This is a genomic window from Bradyrhizobium sp. MOS002 (assembly GCF_003020115.1).
Classification (GTDB): Bacteria; Pseudomonadota; Alphaproteobacteria; order Rhizobiales; family Xanthobacteraceae; genus Bradyrhizobium.
This window is the reverse complement of record NZ_PYFX01000018.1, coordinates 41,342-55,815: the sequence shown is the minus strand read 5'-3', so window position 1 is coordinate 55,815 and position 14,474 is coordinate 41,342. Positions and strand designations below refer to the sequence as shown.

At 61.5% G+C, this 14,474-nt stretch carries 17 protein-coding genes; 8 read left to right on the top strand and 9 right to left on the bottom strand.

Annotation, left to right across the window (positions count from 1 at the left end):
- Positions 1 to 11: 11 nt before the first annotated feature.
- From C7G41_RS31140 to C7G41_RS31115, 6 genes are all read left to right on the top strand, one after another.
- Complete coding sequence (locus C7G41_RS31140) at positions 12 to 530, top strand: SspB family protein (protein WP_106946113.1); 519 nt, start codon at positions 12 to 14, stop codon at positions 528 to 530.
- Positions 531 to 617: 87 nt separating this feature from the next.
- Positions 618 to 2,090 (top strand): class II fumarate hydratase, encoded by a 1,473-nt coding sequence (gene fumC / locus C7G41_RS31135; protein WP_106946112.1) that lies wholly within the window; start codon positions 618 to 620, stop codon positions 2,088 to 2,090.
- A gap of 275 nt (positions 2,091 to 2,365) precedes the next feature.
- Positions 2,366 to 2,554, top strand: coding sequence for a DUF4169 family protein (locus C7G41_RS31130; RefSeq protein WP_027570789.1), 189 nt, complete (start codon positions 2,366 to 2,368; stop codon positions 2,552 to 2,554).
- Positions 2,551 to 2,802, top strand: coding sequence for a ribbon-helix-helix domain-containing protein (locus tag C7G41_RS31125; protein WP_007613372.1), 252 nt, complete (start codon positions 2,551 to 2,553; stop codon positions 2,800 to 2,802). The genes C7G41_RS31130 and C7G41_RS31125 overlap by 4 nt, the downstream gene beginning before the upstream one ends.
- A gap of 133 nt (positions 2,803 to 2,935) precedes the next feature.
- A complete protein-coding gene (locus tag C7G41_RS31120) occupies positions 2,936 to 3,211 on the top strand; it encodes a FeoA family protein (protein ID WP_018454325.1) in 276 nt (91 codons plus the stop codon).
- A 20-nt stretch (positions 3,212 to 3,231) separates the two neighbouring features.
- Positions 3,232 to 5,103 carry a ferrous iron transporter B gene (locus C7G41_RS31115; protein WP_106946111.1) on the top strand — a complete coding sequence of 624 codons (1,872 nt, stop codon included), beginning with the start codon at positions 3,232 to 3,234 and terminating at the stop codon, positions 5,101 to 5,103.
- Positions 5,104 to 5,272: 169 nt separating this feature from the next.
- On the opposite strand, the gene C7G41_RS31110 is transcribed toward C7G41_RS31115, so the two are convergent.
- The 3 genes from C7G41_RS31110 to C7G41_RS31100 all read right to left on the bottom strand — a co-directional run bounded on the left by C7G41_RS31110 (position 5,273) and on the right by C7G41_RS31100 (position 9,224).
- Positions 5,273 to 6,934, bottom strand: a complete 1,662-nt coding sequence (locus tag C7G41_RS31110; protein WP_106946110.1) for a hypothetical protein — start codon at positions 6,932 to 6,934, stop codon at positions 5,273 to 5,275.
- Between the two features lie 318 nt (positions 6,935 to 7,252).
- A complete protein-coding gene (locus C7G41_RS31105) occupies positions 7,253 to 8,428 on the bottom strand; it encodes a GAF domain-containing sensor histidine kinase (protein WP_106946109.1) in 1,176 nt (391 codons plus the stop codon).
- Positions 8,429 to 8,609: 181 nt separating this feature from the next.
- Positions 8,610 to 9,224: a TetR/AcrR family transcriptional regulator gene (locus C7G41_RS31100; protein ID WP_106946154.1), complete on the bottom strand. Its 615-nt coding sequence runs from the start codon at positions 9,222 to 9,224 to the stop codon at positions 8,610 to 8,612.
- A gap of 261 nt (positions 9,225 to 9,485) precedes the next feature.
- Here C7G41_RS31100 and C7G41_RS31095 point away from each other — a divergent pair, with 261 nt between their 5' ends.
- A complete protein-coding gene (locus C7G41_RS31095; RefSeq protein WP_106946108.1) occupies positions 9,486 to 10,475 on the top strand; it encodes an alpha/beta fold hydrolase in 990 nt (329 codons plus the stop codon).
- A gap of 89 nt (positions 10,476 to 10,564) precedes the next feature.
- Here C7G41_RS31095 and C7G41_RS31090 read toward each other — a convergent pair whose 3' ends face one another.
- From C7G41_RS31090 to soxC, 4 genes are read right to left on the bottom strand one after another with little or no spacing between them, the layout of a single operon-like run.
- On the bottom strand, positions 10,565 to 10,912 hold the full coding sequence (locus tag C7G41_RS31090; RefSeq protein WP_106946107.1) for a hypothetical protein: 348 nt from the start codon (positions 10,910 to 10,912) through the stop codon (positions 10,565 to 10,567).
- A gap of 45 nt (positions 10,913 to 10,957) precedes the next feature.
- Positions 10,958 to 11,428, bottom strand: a complete 471-nt coding sequence (locus C7G41_RS31085) for a DUF302 domain-containing protein (RefSeq protein WP_106946153.1) — start codon at positions 11,426 to 11,428, stop codon at positions 10,958 to 10,960.
- A 10-nt stretch (positions 11,429 to 11,438) separates the two neighbouring features.
- The gene (locus tag C7G41_RS31080; RefSeq protein ID WP_106946106.1) at positions 11,439 to 11,987 is read right to left on the bottom strand and encodes a c-type cytochrome; all 549 of its coding nucleotides are present in this window, start codon (positions 11,985 to 11,987) and stop codon (positions 11,439 to 11,441) included.
- Positions 11,974 to 13,245 (bottom strand): sulfite dehydrogenase, encoded by a 1,272-nt coding sequence (gene soxC / locus C7G41_RS31075; protein ID WP_106946152.1) that lies wholly within the window; start codon positions 13,243 to 13,245, stop codon positions 11,974 to 11,976. Before soxC ends, C7G41_RS31080 begins: the two co-directional genes overlap by 14 nt.
- Before the next feature lie 163 nt (positions 13,246 to 13,408).
- Between soxC and C7G41_RS31070 the strand changes: the two genes are divergently transcribed.
- Positions 13,409 to 13,906, top strand: a complete 498-nt coding sequence (locus C7G41_RS31070) for a GNAT family N-acetyltransferase (RefSeq protein ID WP_199198704.1) — start codon at positions 13,409 to 13,411, stop codon at positions 13,904 to 13,906.
- Positions 13,907 to 13,921: 15 nt separating this feature from the next.
- On the opposite strand, the gene C7G41_RS38875 is transcribed toward C7G41_RS31070, so the two are convergent.
- Both C7G41_RS38875 and C7G41_RS31065 read right to left on the bottom strand, forming a co-directional pair.
- Positions 13,922 to 14,050, bottom strand: a complete 129-nt coding sequence (locus tag C7G41_RS38875; protein WP_306768072.1) for a hypothetical protein — start codon at positions 14,048 to 14,050, stop codon at positions 13,922 to 13,924.
- Between the two features lie 158 nt (positions 14,051 to 14,208).
- Positions 14,209 to 14,451 (bottom strand): hypothetical protein, encoded by a 243-nt coding sequence (locus tag C7G41_RS31065; protein ID WP_027519553.1) that lies wholly within the window; start codon positions 14,449 to 14,451, stop codon positions 14,209 to 14,211.
- Between the last annotated feature and the right edge of the window lie 23 nt (positions 14,452 to 14,474).

Here is a 14,474-nt window from a genome sequence, read left to right as displayed (position 1 = left end):
ACAGGACCACCATGGCGACCGATCATATCCGATACGATGTGCTGGCCCGCGACGCGCTGCGCGGCGTGTTGCGCAAGGTGCTGACCGATGCCGCGGCTCATGGCCTGCCGGGCGAGCACCATTTCTTCATCACCTTCGTGTCGAAGGCCGAGGGCGTGAAGCTGTCGTCGCGGCTGCTGGCCCAATATCCGGAAGAGATGACGATCATCCTGCAGCACCAGTTCTGGGATCTGACCGTGCTCGAGGACCGCTTCGAGGTCGGCCTGTCCTTCGGGGGCATTCCGGAGCGGCTGATCGTGCCGTACAGCGCCATCAAGAGCTTCCTCGATCCATCCGTGAAATTCGGCCTCCAGTTCGACACCTCCGATGTCGCCGACGTCTCGGCCGAGACATTGCCGGCCGCTCCCGCCCCGTCCGCGGTGGCGGTGCCGACGCCTGCAACTGAACCTGCGGACAGCTCCGAAGAGCCGGCGGCTCCGAACCAGGGCGGCGCCGAAGTCGTGCGATTGGATCGTTTCCGCAAGAAATGATCTAGATCGGGCCGGAGCCCGTCGCAGGCGGCCAAACTCCCTATATAGAGGCACATGAAGAGGCCGCGCGGCATTTCGTGCGGCGGAATGGATGTGCTCATGGCCAAGACCTCCAGCTCGAAGACCTCCAGCTCGAAGACTTCTCCCGCGAAGACCGACCGCTCCTCGCGCCCGGCGACCCGCACCGAGACCGACAGCTTCGGTCCGATCGAGGTCCTCGCCGATCGCTATTGGGGGGCGCAGACCGAACGCTCGCGCCAGAATTTTCGCATCGGCACCGATCGCATGCCGATCTCGCTCGTGCATGCGCTCGGCATCGTCAAGCTCGCCGCGGCGCAGACCAACCAGGAGCTCGGCCTGCTCGACCAGCGCCGCGCCAACGCCATCATCCGCGCCGCGCGCGAGGTGATCGAGGGTAAGCTGGACGACCATTTTCCGCTGGTGGTGTGGCAGACCGGCTCGGGCACGCAGAGCAACATGAATCTCAACGAGGTCATCGCCAACCGCGCCAATGAGATGCTCGGCGGCGAGCTCGGCGCCAAGAAGCCGGTGCATCCCAACGATCACGTCAACATGAGCCAGTCGTCGAACGACTCGTTCCCAACCGCGATGCATATCGCGGCGGCAAGCCGCATCACCGCCGATCTCGTCCCTGCCCTCGGCGAATTGCTGCGCGCGCTACGCAAGAAGGAGAAGGAGTTCGCAAAGATCGTCAAGATCGGCCGCACCCACACCCAGGACGCGACGCCGCTGACGCTCGGCCAGGAATTTTCCGGCTATGCCGCCCAGGTCGAGAGCGGCATCGCCCGGCTCAAGGTTGCGGTGAAGGAGCTCTATCCGCTGGCGCAGGGCGGCACCGCCGTCGGCACCGGCCTCAATTCGAAGCCGCGCTTTGCAAAACTGTTCGCAAAGCACGTTGCCGGGATCACGAAGCTGCCCTTCACCAGCGCGGCCAATAAATTCGAGGCGCTAGCCTCGAACGACGCCTATGTGCTGGCGCACGGCGCCATCAATTCGGTCGCGACAGGCCTGTTCAAGATCGCCAACGACATCCGCCTGCTCGGATCGGGTCCGCGTTCGGGCCTCGGCGAACTGATGCTGCCGGAGAACGAGCCGGGCTCCTCGATCATGCCGGGCAAGGTCAATCCGACGCAGTGCGAGGCGATGACGATGGTGTGCTGCCAGGTGTTCGGCAATCACACCGCGATCACGGTCGCCGGCAGCCAGGGCCATTTCGAGCTCAACGTCTACAAGCCCGTGCTGGCCTACAACATGCTGCACTCGATCCGGCTGATGGCGGACGCCGCGCGCTCCTTCACCGAGCATTGCGTCAGCGGCATCCGCGCCGACGAGAAGCGCATCAAGGAGCTGATGCAGCGTTCACTGATGCTGGTGACGGCGCTCGCCCCCAAGATCGGCTACGACAACGCGGCCAAGGTGGCCAAGACGGCGCATGCCAACGGCACCACGCTGAAGGAGGAGGCGCTGCGGCTCGGCTTCGTCTCGGCGGACGAGTTCGACCGCCTGGTGCGCCCCGAGAAGATGACCAGCCCGGGATAAATTCCGAATTCCGATAGCCATCCGTAATGATACGGAGCCCCAAGCTCTATTAAAGTAGGGCTTAAAGGACGGGATTTGATTACCGTCAATGTCGCGGCGGGATTGCGTGTTACGCAACCCCTCCACCCCCACGGGGCGGAATTCATCGTTTGATGGCCCAAGGGTCGATTGACGAGGACAAGCGAATGGCGATCAAGTCTCATTGGGCGCAGTGCGGCGCACAGTTTCTGAATGTTTCATCCTGCCCACGGAGGATCGGATGATGGAGACGCGACATGGGGAACGTCATCAACCTGAATCGTTTCCGGAAGCGCGCCGAGCGGCAAGCCACGGCGAAGCAGGCGGACGCCAACCGAACGAAGTTCGGCCGCACCAAGGCGGAGCGGTCGGCGGAGGAGACGCGCGCGGACCAGGCGAAGGCGCACCTGGACCAGCACCAGATCGATCGCGAGGAGCAGCCATGAAGTCGCCCGTCGTCAAACGGTCGATCGTCGTCGCCGGTCACAAGACCAGCGTCAGCCTGGAAGAGGCGTTCTGGAACGGCATGAAGGAGATCTCGGGCCTGCGCAACATGACGCTGTCCGAGCTGGTCGGCGAGATCGACGGCAACCGCCAGCAGGGCAATCTGTCCTCGGCGATCCGTCTGTTCGTGCTCGATTACTTCAAGAGCCGCGCCATGGCCGCCATCCAGGCGGAAAAGGTCCCGGCCTAGGAGCCGCGATCCTGACGCTGATCCTGGCGCCAATCGCCTCCGTCACGAAGCTGGTACTTTAAAATCACTCTAAGGTGCAGTTTCAGCGACCGAGCGCGCTTGACCTCGATGCCCTGCGTTGAAAATACAGGGCATGACCGACATCCATGATACGCGTCCGCAGATGCCGTTGGGCCTGGCCCAGCGCGGCTATACCGGCGTCATCCAGCACCTTTCTCCCAAGGACGCGGGTTCGGCGCTCTCGGACATCGAGCTCGAGAGCCGGCTGATCGAGCTCGGCTTCGTCGAGGGCGCCCGGGTCGAGATCCTGCACGAGGGGCTGGTCGGGCGCGACCCGATCGCGGTGCGGGTCGACAGCATCACCATCGCGGTCCGCCGTCGCGAAGCCATGGCCATCATTGTCGCCTGAAGCGACCGGACCCCAATTCCATGGAATTGCCCCTACTTCATCTCGCCCTGGTCGGCACGCCAAACAGCGGCAAGACCTCGCTGTTCAATGCGCTGACCGGCAGCCGGCAGAAGGTCGCGAACTATCCCGGCGTCACCGTCGAGCGCAAGGAAGGCTTCTTCGTCACACCGTTGGGCCGCCAGGTCTCCGTGGTCGACCTGCCCGGCACCTATTCGCTGCGCGGCCGCAGCCCGGACGAGGAGATCACCCGCGACTTCGTGCTCGGCAAGGCCACCGGCGAGATCGTGCCCGACCTCGTGCTGTGCGTGGCGGATTCGACCAATCTGCGCCTGACCATCCGCCTGTTGCTGGAGCTCAAGCGTACCGGCCGGCCGATGATCCTCGTGCTCAACATGTTCGACATCGCGACCCGCCGCGGCATCACTGTCGACGTCGAGCGGCTCGCCAAGGAACTCGGCGTGCCCGTGGTCACCTCGATCGCGGTGCGCAAGGGCGGCACGGCCGACCTGCTGTCGCTGACCGACGAGATTTCGGCAAAGCTCGCCGCCGAGCCGGGAGAGAACAATTGGCGGGCGCTCAGCGTGGCCGATCTGCGCGCCACCCAGCGCGAAGCCGACCGCATCATCGGCGACTGCGTCAGCCTGCCCAGCAGGCCCGACACCTGGACGGCGCGGATCGACGCAATCGTGCTGCATCCCGTCGGCGGCCTGATCGTGCTCGCGGCTATCCTGTTCGTGATGTTCCAGGCGGTGTTCGCCTGGGCGCAGCCGCTGATGGAGCTGCTCAACTCGGGCTTCGACTCCCTCGGCGAGTTCGTGCACGCCACCCTGCCCGCCGGCCTGCTGCAGAGCTTCCTGCAGAACGGCGTGATATCAGGCGTCGGCAGCGTCATCGTGTTCCTGCCGCAGATCATCATCATCTTCCTGTTCATCCTGCTGCTGGAAGATTTCGGCTACATGGCGCGCGCCGCGTTCCTGATGGACCGCATCATGGGCGGCGCCGGCCTGCACGGCCGCGCCTTCATTCCGCTGCTGTCGAGCTTCGCCTGCGCCATCCCCGGCATCATGGCGACGCGCGTGATCGACAACAAGCGCGACCGGCTGACCACGATCCTGATCGCGCCGCTGATGACCTGCTCGGCGCGCATTCCCGTCTACACGCTGATCATCTCCGCCTTCATTCCGGCAAAGGACGTCTGGGGCTTCATCAACCTCCAGGGCCTCGTGATGTTCGGCCTCTACGCTGCCGGCATCACCAGCGCGCTTGCCGTCTCGTTCCTCATCAAGTTCTTCATGCTGCGAGATTATGCGCCGGCGCCGTTCATGCTGGAGCTGCCGGACTACAAGATGCCGCGCCTGAAATCGATCGCGATCGGCGTCTATACGCGGGCCAAGATGTTCCTGCACCGCGCCGGCACCACGATCTTTTCGATGATGGTGCTGATCTGGTTCCTGGCCTCGTTCCCGCAGCCGCCCGCGGGCGCCACCGAACCGGCGATCGACTTCAGCCTCGCCGCGATCATCGGCAAGGCGCTCGAGCCGCTGCTCGCGCCCGTCGGCTTCAACTGGCAGATCGCGGTCGCGCTGATCCCGGGCATGGCGGCGCGCGAGGTCGCGGTCGCGGCACTCGGCACCGTCTATGCGATAGAAGGCGGCAAGGAAGCGGCCGAGCAGATCGGCCAGGTGCTGGCGACGAAATGGTCGCTCGCGACCGCGCTGTCGATGCTGGCCTGGTACATCTTCGCTCCGCAATGCGCATCCACGCTGGCCGTGATCCGGCGCGAGACCGGAAGCTGGACCTGGATGGCCGTCACCTTCTTCTACATGCTGGTGCTGGCCTATGCCGCGAGCCTTCTGACCTACAATGTCGCGGTCGCGTTCGGGGCGGGGTAGGTCCCAAAACAAAAACTGCGAAAACAACCCCATGCACAGTAGACGGGTGTTGTGAAATCAATGACTTACACTCGTGCGAAAATCGTCCGGCCGCAGGGCCGCGCCAGTTGCTCCGTCGGGCAAAACAGGAGCATGATGGCATCATCGCCACGATCGACCATATCTGGCGTCAAGCCGGTTTATGCGCCAGCACCGTTCCGATCCGCTCCTTCTTGAGCGCGAACTGCGCGGCCAATGCGAGGCCGAATGCCAGACAGAACGTCGTCCCAGCCGCAATGAAGCGCAGCTTATTGGTTTCCCAGATTGCCCCCTCCTGTGCCACCATCGATAGCAGTTGGGGCAGAAGCAGGAACACGTTGGTTGCCGCAAAGCCGAAGCAATTGAACAGTCGCCACGCGACCGTTCGCACCGAACTGTCGATGTCCGGCAGATCTGAGCAGCTCTGCCGGTCGAGATAGTACGAAATATAGACTGTCACGAGCGCCGGCCCGAAGCCCCACCGCAACATCGCAAAGTAAAGGCTGGCAAGAGACATTTCCCGCAGGTTGCCCTCGCCAAAGTTATGCACGGCCACCGTCAGACCAGCAGGCCCTACGGCGAGCGCGACCAGGAAGCTCCAGCAATAAGTGGTGAGGTGGGACTGATCTGAATCGCTTCCCAGAGACGACATCGCAAATCGAAGCAAGAGAACGACGACGATTGCCAATCCATAATTGCAAAGCGAATACATGACCCATGCAATCGAGCGATTGGGGTCCTGCGCCCAGACGACGCCTCTGCCTTGCAGCATGTCATAAATCACGGCCGAAATGGTCACGCCCAGATAAACGGAGCAGATCAAGGCAATGATATAGACGATCCAGTACCGTAGCGGATTGTCGTGAATGGGCGCATCGATTTCGATGCCGAATTTGCTGGCCTCGTTGCGCAGGTCGATGCGGGAGCCGTTGCGATAGATCAGGTAGCACGCGACAAGCCGGGCAAATCGATTGTAGAGGTCCTTGATCAATTGCGTGGCCGGGGGCGCAGCAAGGCCCGTCAACGTCCCGGCCTTCCACTGGCTCATCGTCGGCGCAGCCTGCTGGAAGTCTGCCATCAGCTTGTCGAAACCAAAGCTGTCCTCGGTGAAGAAGGTGGCGTCATCACCGGTGTCGCGTCCCTGCGCCAGCCACCATTTCATGTAACAGATTTCCGCCCACATGCGATCCGGGGTGTTCGGATCCTTGCGGAAGTCCTGATCGACGACATCCGGCGAATTCGCGATGACTTTCGAGAGCACATCCGGCGGCACACGCAGCGAAAAGCGGATTTGCGCCATGATCTGCTTCGCGAGTTGAGGCACGCTGATCCAGCTCTGGATCACATCGCGCACCATCAGCAGGACGTTCCATTGAGCCTCCTTCGTCAGAAGGAACAGATACACGGCCCCCATTGCGGCGACGACGGTCAGGTACGGAGCAGACTGACTTTTCGCTGCCTCTATGACGGTCTCCGGGATTGCAGGAACCAGCGGCGCCAGGGCAATGACGTCGCGGTTCTCATGGATGAGAAGAAGGAAGAAGCCGCATGAGAATATGACAAAGATGAACCCACCCAATCGATACTGCTGCCGGGTCGTCATGTATCGCGGGAAAGTCGGGACTTCGGCAATGTTGACCGCGCGGCCAAAAGCCTGCCAGGCCAACCGGCCTGCCACGACCAGGCCCAACAACGTGATGGACCAGCGCACCAGCGAAGGAACCAGGTCGGACGCGGCGTCGCCGACCTGATCTGCGGAGGCTTGTGTCGATAGCAAAATGGAAATGACAATTCCCAACACGATGCTAGCCATAGCCTGAACTCCCTCTTGAGCGAGATAGTTCGAACGGGCCGCTCTACGCGGAATCAGCGGGTACCGTAAATCCGGAGCGACTACGTGTGTGTGAACCCATTCACATCCTCTGGAAGTTTTCGTGCAGCTCTCTCGGAAGAGGCACAATGCCTTGTCCGCAAGAAAATCGCCGGACCGCATCCGGGAAGAGCCTCGCACAATCCGCGCTACCAGCTGTTCGCCGGTTGCACCGTCGGGCAAAACAGGCGCATGATGGTATTGTCGGAGAATTGGCGCGACGCTTCGTGACGGCAAGCTAGGCCGGCGTAGCACGCCTTCTCAGGCGCGGGCCGGGCTCGCCGGAAACGTCGCGGTGAACACTGTTTCATCCCGCATCGACGACGCGACGATCAACCCACCATGGGCGCGCGCGATCTCCTGGGCGATGTATAATCCGAGCCCAAGCCCTTTCTGGTTCGGCAGAACGTCGCCGCGGTCGAACGCAGTGAAAAGGCGCGGCATCGCTTCCTCCGGAATTGGCGCACCTTTGTTGACAACGCTGATGTCGAAGCCAGCTCCGGTCGCCCGGGCCAGCACCCTGATCGGCTCGTTGGCGGCTCCATAGGAAATCGCGTTGCCGAGAAGATTGGACAGCATCTGACCTATGCGGTCGGCGTCGATCCTCACGCTCCGGGGAACGCTGACGACGGTTTCGATGACGCGATCCGGATGCACGTTCTCGAACTCCGCAACGATCTGCTTGATGACAGGTTCGAGTGGCTGCTCTCTCAGCTTGAGCTGCATCCCGGCGCCGAGTCGCGCGCGGGCGAAGTCCATCACATTGTCGATCAGGCCCGCCATCCGGGCCACGCTTCCCTGCAGAAGGTTGATCCAGTTCTTCCCCTCGTCATCGACCTTCTTGTTCAGAAGCCGCAGGCCGCCCTGGATCGAGGCAAGAGGGTTTCGGAGGTCGTGACCGAGCACGGCGATGAACTGCTCGCGCAGTTCGGCATTGCGTTGTTCCAGCGCGAGCCTGCTCTCGATCAGCTCGACGCGCTCGGCCGCATCGAGGTGAGACGCGATCAGCTCAGCAAAAAGCTTGAACATGCCGATAACTTCGGGAGTCCGGAGCTTGCGCGGCTTCGGATCGATCGCGCAAAGAGTTCCAAAGAACGAACCGTCGGGAAGAATGATCGGCACGGAGATGTAGCTTTGGAAGCCATATTGCGTAGGCGTGTGATGGTTGCAGAACGCGGCATCTTCGCTGACGTTGTCGATGACGACCGCCTCACGGCTCTGCCGGATCTCATGGCAGATCGTGGTCTCGACCTTGAGCTCGTCACCGGGCTTCAGCCCGAACGCAAGTTGGTCACGCGAGGCACAGGTGATCCATCTGTCCTCCGTAACGCGGGCAACGGCCGTAAACCCCATGCCGGTAGTCCGGCTGACCACGTCGAGGATGGTCGAGACCGCAGCGATTCCGCTGACCTTGGCTATGTCGCGCTCGAAATCCATTGCCACTCCGCGTCGGAACATTCGCTGGACGGCCGTCACCCCCAACGAAAGCGCGTCCTTGCAATGGTAAGAAGCACTGCCCGTTATTCCGCGTCAATGTCATTCGATGCCGCGCGTCTGGAACGACGCGGTGAACATCGCTTCATCCCAATTGCAACGGCAAGGAAGTTCGCCGTTGCAGCTATCGTCCGCGCCGCCGGGAGCTGACCTCGGGCTTCCCCTCGGGGGCCGCCCACCCCTGGACACTCACATCCGCCAGCGCGTCGAATATAGCCGCTGTGCGTTGCAGGCGGGCGATCGTACGTGCGCCTTCGACGGCAGCGACCAATGCGGAAGCGGTCGAAGATGCGCGCGCGGACGTGAAACCGCACCCCCTGAAATGCTCCGCGACGATCTCGGTTGAATCAGCAAATCCGCGCGCGACCCGTATGGTCAGTTCAGCGTCGAGTGCAGGAAGCTCATTCGCCAGATTCTGCATGAGACATCCATACTGGAAATCAGAGGCGACCATCTCGGCCGCGAACGCGCCGAAAATCTGGCGAACAAAACTCAGGGCATCGCCGGTCGTATTCGCCGAGATAGCCCGCAACACAGCCATTCTGGTCGCAACGTAATGATCGATTGCTTCTTCTGCGAGCTGTGCCTTACCGCGCGGAAAATGAAAATAGAACGATCCTTTGGGCGAGCCGCTTTCTTCGATGATCTGGCTCAATCCCGTCGCAGTGTAGCCTTGGATGCGAAACAGTCGCTCGGCAGTGGCAATCGCGCGATCGCGGGCGTCAGTCTTACGGGGCATCCCGTCAGCATAACACGCATGGCTTGACACCGCTATGGTGATCGCCATACTATGGCGATCACCATAGTAAATGTGCCCGCCATATCATCTTTATCAAATTTACTTCCAGAAGTTGCAATAGATGGAACTACACTTTTACAGATTGCTGCGCAGGACATACTCAAATGAGCTCAAGCAATTTCGGTTTCGGCAATTGTTCTAGCGAATGGGACCACTGAGATGGCCTCTAGATCCTGCGCGATGATGCTTTTAGGAGCTGCCATGTTCACTGCGATGTCCACTCGCGTCGTTTGCGGAGAAACGTCAAGCGATGCCATCTGGCACAACAAGATCCCTGTCGCTTTGAGCGAGCCCGCCGTTGATATCGATAAGGATCCGAACCTTCTGCACCGATATGCGGAAAATGCAGGAACGAAAATCCACTACGTCACCATGGGCTCCAATCAAAAACCGCTGATGGTGTTCGTGCACGGGTTTCCCGACTTTTGGTATTCCTGGCGAAATCAGATCCAGGCATTTTCAGCAAATTATCAGGTGGTCGCTCTCGATCTGCGCGGATACGATTTGAGCGATCGGCCGGAAGGCGTCGAGAACTATAAGTTTCCGGTTCTCCTCGATGACATCCGTGCCGTGATCAATGCAGAGAGAAACGGTCGCAAGGCCATCCTGATCGGGCACGACTGGGGCGCCGCTTTGTCGTGGCTATTCGCCGGGCAAAATCCGGACCTGATCGAAAGACTTGTCGTCCTCAGCGTTCCTCATCCCGGCGCCATCACGAGGGAATTGCTCCCTTGGAACCATCCTATCGCGCAGGCCAAGGCCAGCGCCTACGCCACACGGTTCTTCGCTCGAGGCAAAGGCGACAATTTGACTGCGCAGGATTTGGCATACTGGGTTGTCGATCCACAGGTGAGGAGTCGATACGTCGAGGCTTTCGCGAAATCTTCCATCTCGTCCATGATGAATTATTACAAAGCCAATTACGCGTTTTCCCAGCTTGCGCTCAATCTTTTCGATCCAACCATGAAGAAACTCACCGGTGCCGTGATCAAATGCCCGGTCTTGCATGTGCACGGAATCGAGGAGACCCACGCCTTGCTAAGCACGATTGATCTGGAAAAGTCATGGATTGAAAATCCGGACAATCTCACGGTCAAGATCGTGCCTGACGTTGGCCACTTTATTCAGCATGAAGTGCCTGATGACCTTAATCAGACGATTGCCTCCTGGTTGAAAGATTCAGGAAGCTGAGCCCGATCTTGCGAGGCTAAGCGCACCAAGGCTTCGCGAAGATCACCTCGCCGACCTCGCCACATTGCATCTCGATGCGATCATCCGGCTCAGTGTACTCGCTCAGTGGGCGGTGTACCGGAGCGTGAGCTGACGACATCTTCGTCCGCATCGCTCTCCGGCTCCCGGATCAGCACCGCCGGTTCGTCGTAACCCTTGCGGCTGCTGTAGAACACCAGCGCCATCAAGCCGATGCCGACAACCAGCGAAAACACGACACCGAGCACCAGTGCGACATAACCCGATGCCGGCACCTCCGTCGTCGTGCTGGACCAGCCGAGATAGCCGAGGACGCCGGCACCGACGAGGAAGGCGCATAACACCGCGATGACCGCCCATCTGGCGATCTTGCCGTCGCCGGGAGCAGGTGAGTCCGGTTGCCCGTTGGTGCTGGTCATGGATCTCTCCTCAAGGCGCACGCGTCGCGCGGCCGTCCCGTTGCGCTAGGGTGCGGTGACCTTGGTCGTAATCGCGTGCAGGGCCGCCGTCATGGCGACGATTGCAGCCTTGGCCGGCTCACCGATGCCGTGACGCCCGGCGAGATACGCCGGATCGTTGTAGGACAGCCACGTCGCGCCTTGCTCGTCCTGCCAGACCAGCGCCTTCAGCGGCAGATCGATGCCGCTGGTCTGCGACTGCTGCATCAAGGGCGTGCCACCCCTGGCGTTCCCGAAGATGATGAGATCGGTCGGGCGCAACGGCAGACCGGCAGCGGCGGCGGCCGCGGCATGGTCGACATGGGCGAATATTGTGAGGCCCTTGGCCGTCACTTCCGCTTCCAGCCGCTTCATCGTCTCTTCGGGCCCGAAACTGCTCTTGATCGTGATGAGTCCGTCGACGGCCATGGCTTGGGTCTCCCATAAACATGTCGCAGCAACCAAAGCGAGGATCTTGACCAGCGCCGAAACCCTCATGATCACACGCTCATTTCTTGCGGAATAGTTTTGCCGGATCGAATTCCGGCTCCGGAATGAAGCCGTCGCGGTTGGGCATCTTGATCTTCGGCAAGCTGTCCTTATCAACCTTGCCGTCGGGGGGAACGATGCCGTTCAGACTCAGGATATAGGCGGTGACGGCATAGGTGTCGTCGGTGCTGAGCGAACCCGGCGTGGGATATGGCATCGCGCGGTGAATGTAGTCGTACAAGGTCGTCGCGTAGGGCCAGAAGCTGCCCACGGTCTTGACCGGCGCGCCGGAAGCGAGTGTGCCCTGCCCCCCGGCCAGCCGATCCTTGATCCCGCCCTGGCCGTTGTCGCCATGACAGGCCGCGCAATTGTCGGCGAAGACCTGCTTCCCCTGTGCAACCGTGCCGCCGCCGACAGGCAGACCCTTGCCATCGGGGGCGACGTCGATGTCCCAGAGCTTGATCTCCGCCGGGGTTGCGGGACGGCCGAAATCGGACGCAAATGCGGGCGCTGCGAGCAGGCCGAGCGTGAGAGCCGCTGCGACAAGCCGATTGTCAAGCGAGGACATTACGGACCCTCCCGGCCTCGTCGATGCTCCAGGTCTGCTGGGCGTTGTAATGGAACAGCGCATTGCTCCCCATCGCGGCGATGAAGGACTGCCGGTCCGGCTGAACATTGCCTTGCTCGTCGGTCGCGCGGCTCACGATCCGTGTCGGCTTGCCGTCCCAGACCCAGTCCATCTGGAATCGAACCTGGGCCTTGGACAGCACCGGCTGATTCAGCTGCGCCTGTTTCCAGATGTTCGCGCCGTCGGTCGATATCTCGACCTTGGCGATCTTGCCATGGCCGCTCCAGGCGAGACCGGAGATACGGTTGTAGCCGGGCTGGATCTGCATCGTGCCCGAGGGCTGCGTGATGACGGAGTTGGTTTCCATCCTCAGCTGGAACTGGCGGGCCTTGCCGTTGGCAAGCAGCTGCGTATAGCGCGCCGTTTCCCAGCGGGTCATCCAAGGCTCAGTGCCGAACTTGAGACGACGCAGCCATTTGATGTTGAGGTTGCCCTCGAAGCCCGGCATTACCAGCCGCATCGGAAAGCCGTGCGCGGGGCGCAGTGGTTCGCCGTTCTGACCGTAGGCGACAAAGGCCTCGTTCACGATTTCGTCGGTCAGCGGAATGCTGCGGTCGACGCCCGCGCCATCGCCTCCCTCGGCGAGCATCCAGTTCGAGTTCTTCTCCTTGCCCGCGAGACCAATCAGGAACTTCAGCGGAACGCCGGTCCACTCATTGGTGCTGACGAGGCCGTGCGTGTTCTGCACCGTCAGATCAGGGTCTGCCTTCTTCCAGTTTTCCCATCCGTTTCCCGTGCATTCGATGAAGACCACGCGCGTGACCGACGGCATCCGCTTGAGATCATCGACGCTGAACACCAGAGGCTTCTGAACCAGGCCATGGATCAGCAGACGGTGCTGCGCGGGATCGATGTCCGGCACCCCGGAATGGCTGCGCTCGTAATGCAGATCGGTCGGCGTGATGTTGCCTACCAGCTTCTGATGCGGCGTCTTGGAGTTGATGGCATCATTGGGGTCGACGTTGCGCTTGCCCGGTCCTGCTTCGGGAATGCGATCGATCTTGACGAAGCGCGATCGTTCGCTGTGCGCACCGAGATCGGCGCCGGGCCCGCGATCAGGAACGTCAGCCAGCGTTTGCGCGGCCGCCGCTTCGGTCGCAACCGCCCCTAGAACGCCCGCCGACAGACCTCCCACAAAACCACGGCGGGAGACGCTCGCGGGCCGTTGCGGTGATTCGATTTGCGATTTGGACGTCATGCGATCTCCGTCGACAATCGTGCTGATTTGGAAATGCCGGCCGCTTTTCCATTGGAACATTGACCGGATGCCGCCAAAATTGCCCGTTAGGATGTGTTAGAAATCATGAGGGACGGCGAAGGCGCGTCATCTTGACCTGCTCCGAAAGTGGCTATCCGGGTCCATGGATCATTTCAGCACCGAGAACCTGACGGCCGAGAGGCTGAACGAAAATCATCTCGCCGACCTCGTCGCCTTGCATCTCGATGCGGACGTTTCGCGCTATCTCGGCGGCGTCCGCCCGGCTGAGAGGACGAAGACCTATCTGGACGCAAATATCTCCCATTGGGACCAGCATGGCTTCGGGCTGTGGGTGTTGCGAGCGAACGACGGGGCATTCGCCGGGCGGGCGGGCATCCGGCACATCCTGGTGGACGATATCGACGAGATCGAGATAGCCTACGCGTTCAAGCGCGAGTTCTGGGGCCGCGGCCTTGCAAGCGAGACCGCGACCGCGCTGACCGACATCGGACTGTTACACCACGAGCTGCCGTCCCTCATCGGCCTGGTCTATGTGGGCAATGGCGCATCGCGCCGCGTTCTGGAGAAGACCAACTATCTCCTCGAGCGAAGCACGTTCCGTCACGGCGAGAATGGCGTCCTCTACCGGATCCGGCGGTGAGAGACGACCTGACGATCATTCGGTGCGCAGCCGGACAACCGATTTCGGCAGGGAGGCCAGAAACAACACCACGCAGACGCACAGCAGGACGATGTCCTTGAACAGAAATTCGCCGGTCGGCGGCGGTGCCCTGCGCTTCATCATTGTTAGACACCGGGTCCGCGCGAAGCGCGGCCCGATGACAGGCTCCGCGAAAGAAATCCAGAATCTTTCCGCGGCGGCAGACTGGAGTGCTTCGCTGCGCTCGCAATGACGTTGTGGAAACGGCCGCGTAGGCGGATGCAGCGGACGCCTGCGGGGCCTTACCTGAAATATCCCAGCACGAGATCTACATCCGCGCTGCCGGCCACCGTGCCGTTCAGCTCGGCGTCGATGACGCGACGGCAAGCCTCGATCGCGGCATGGTCACCGAGATCGTTGGCGGCTTCCAGCACGAGCCAGGCGGCATCGACCGAGGCCTGGTCCGCTGCTCCGCCGCCGATCTCGCCGGCTGCGGCCTTGTTGAGGTTCTTCTTGCGAACGGCGGTGCCGAATTGAGGCAACATTGCAAATACTCCCTGCCAATTCC

Bases quoted from the DNA above. Each gene is read 5' to 3' on its own strand.
- C7G41_RS31080 (WP_106946106.1), bottom strand. From the start codon at position 11,987: ATGTCCTCGCTTGACAATCGGCTTGTCGCAGCGGCTCTCACGCTCGGC.
- C7G41_RS31140 (WP_106946113.1), top strand. From the start codon at position 12: ATGGCGACCGATCATATCCGATACGATGTGCTGGCCCGCGACGCGCTG.
- fumC (WP_106946112.1), top strand. From the start codon at position 618: ATGGATGTGCTCATGGCCAAGACCTCCAGCTCGAAGACCTCCAGCTCG.
- C7G41_RS31065 (WP_027519553.1), bottom strand. From the start codon at position 14,451: ATGTTGCCTCAATTCGGCACCGCCGTTCGCAAGAAGAACCTCAACAAG.
- C7G41_RS31070 (WP_199198704.1), top strand. From the start codon at position 13,409: ATGGATCATTTCAGCACCGAGAACCTGACGGCCGAGAGGCTGAACGAA.
- C7G41_RS31085 (WP_106946153.1), bottom strand. From the start codon at position 11,428: ATGAGGGTTTCGGCGCTGGTCAAGATCCTCGCTTTGGTTGCTGCGACA.
- C7G41_RS31125 (WP_007613372.1), top strand. From the start codon at position 2,551: ATGAAGTCGCCCGTCGTCAAACGGTCGATCGTCGTCGCCGGTCACAAG.
- C7G41_RS38875 (WP_306768072.1), bottom strand. From the start codon at position 14,050: ATGATGAAGCGCAGGGCACCGCCGCCGACCGGCGAATTTCTGTTCAAG.
- C7G41_RS31120 (WP_018454325.1), top strand. From the start codon at position 2,936: ATGACCGACATCCATGATACGCGTCCGCAGATGCCGTTGGGCCTGGCC.
- C7G41_RS31100 (WP_106946154.1), bottom strand. From the start codon at position 9,224: ATGCCCCGTAAGACTGACGCCCGCGATCGCGCGATTGCCACTGCCGAG.
- C7G41_RS31095 (WP_106946108.1), top strand. From the start codon at position 9,486: ATGTTCACTGCGATGTCCACTCGCGTCGTTTGCGGAGAAACGTCAAGC.
- C7G41_RS31115 (WP_106946111.1), top strand. From the start codon at position 3,232: ATGGAATTGCCCCTACTTCATCTCGCCCTGGTCGGCACGCCAAACAGC.
- C7G41_RS31105 (WP_106946109.1), bottom strand. From the start codon at position 8,428: ATGGATTTCGAGCGCGACATAGCCAAGGTCAGCGGAATCGCTGCGGTC.
- C7G41_RS31110 (WP_106946110.1), bottom strand. From the start codon at position 6,934: ATGGCTAGCATCGTGTTGGGAATTGTCATTTCCATTTTGCTATCGACA.
- C7G41_RS31090 (WP_106946107.1), bottom strand. From the start codon at position 10,912: ATGACCAGCACCAACGGGCAACCGGACTCACCTGCTCCCGGCGACGGC.
- C7G41_RS31130 (WP_027570789.1), top strand. From the start codon at position 2,366: ATGGGGAACGTCATCAACCTGAATCGTTTCCGGAAGCGCGCCGAGCGG.
- soxC (WP_106946152.1), bottom strand. From the start codon at position 13,245: ATGACGTCCAAATCGCAAATCGAATCACCGCAACGGCCCGCGAGCGTC.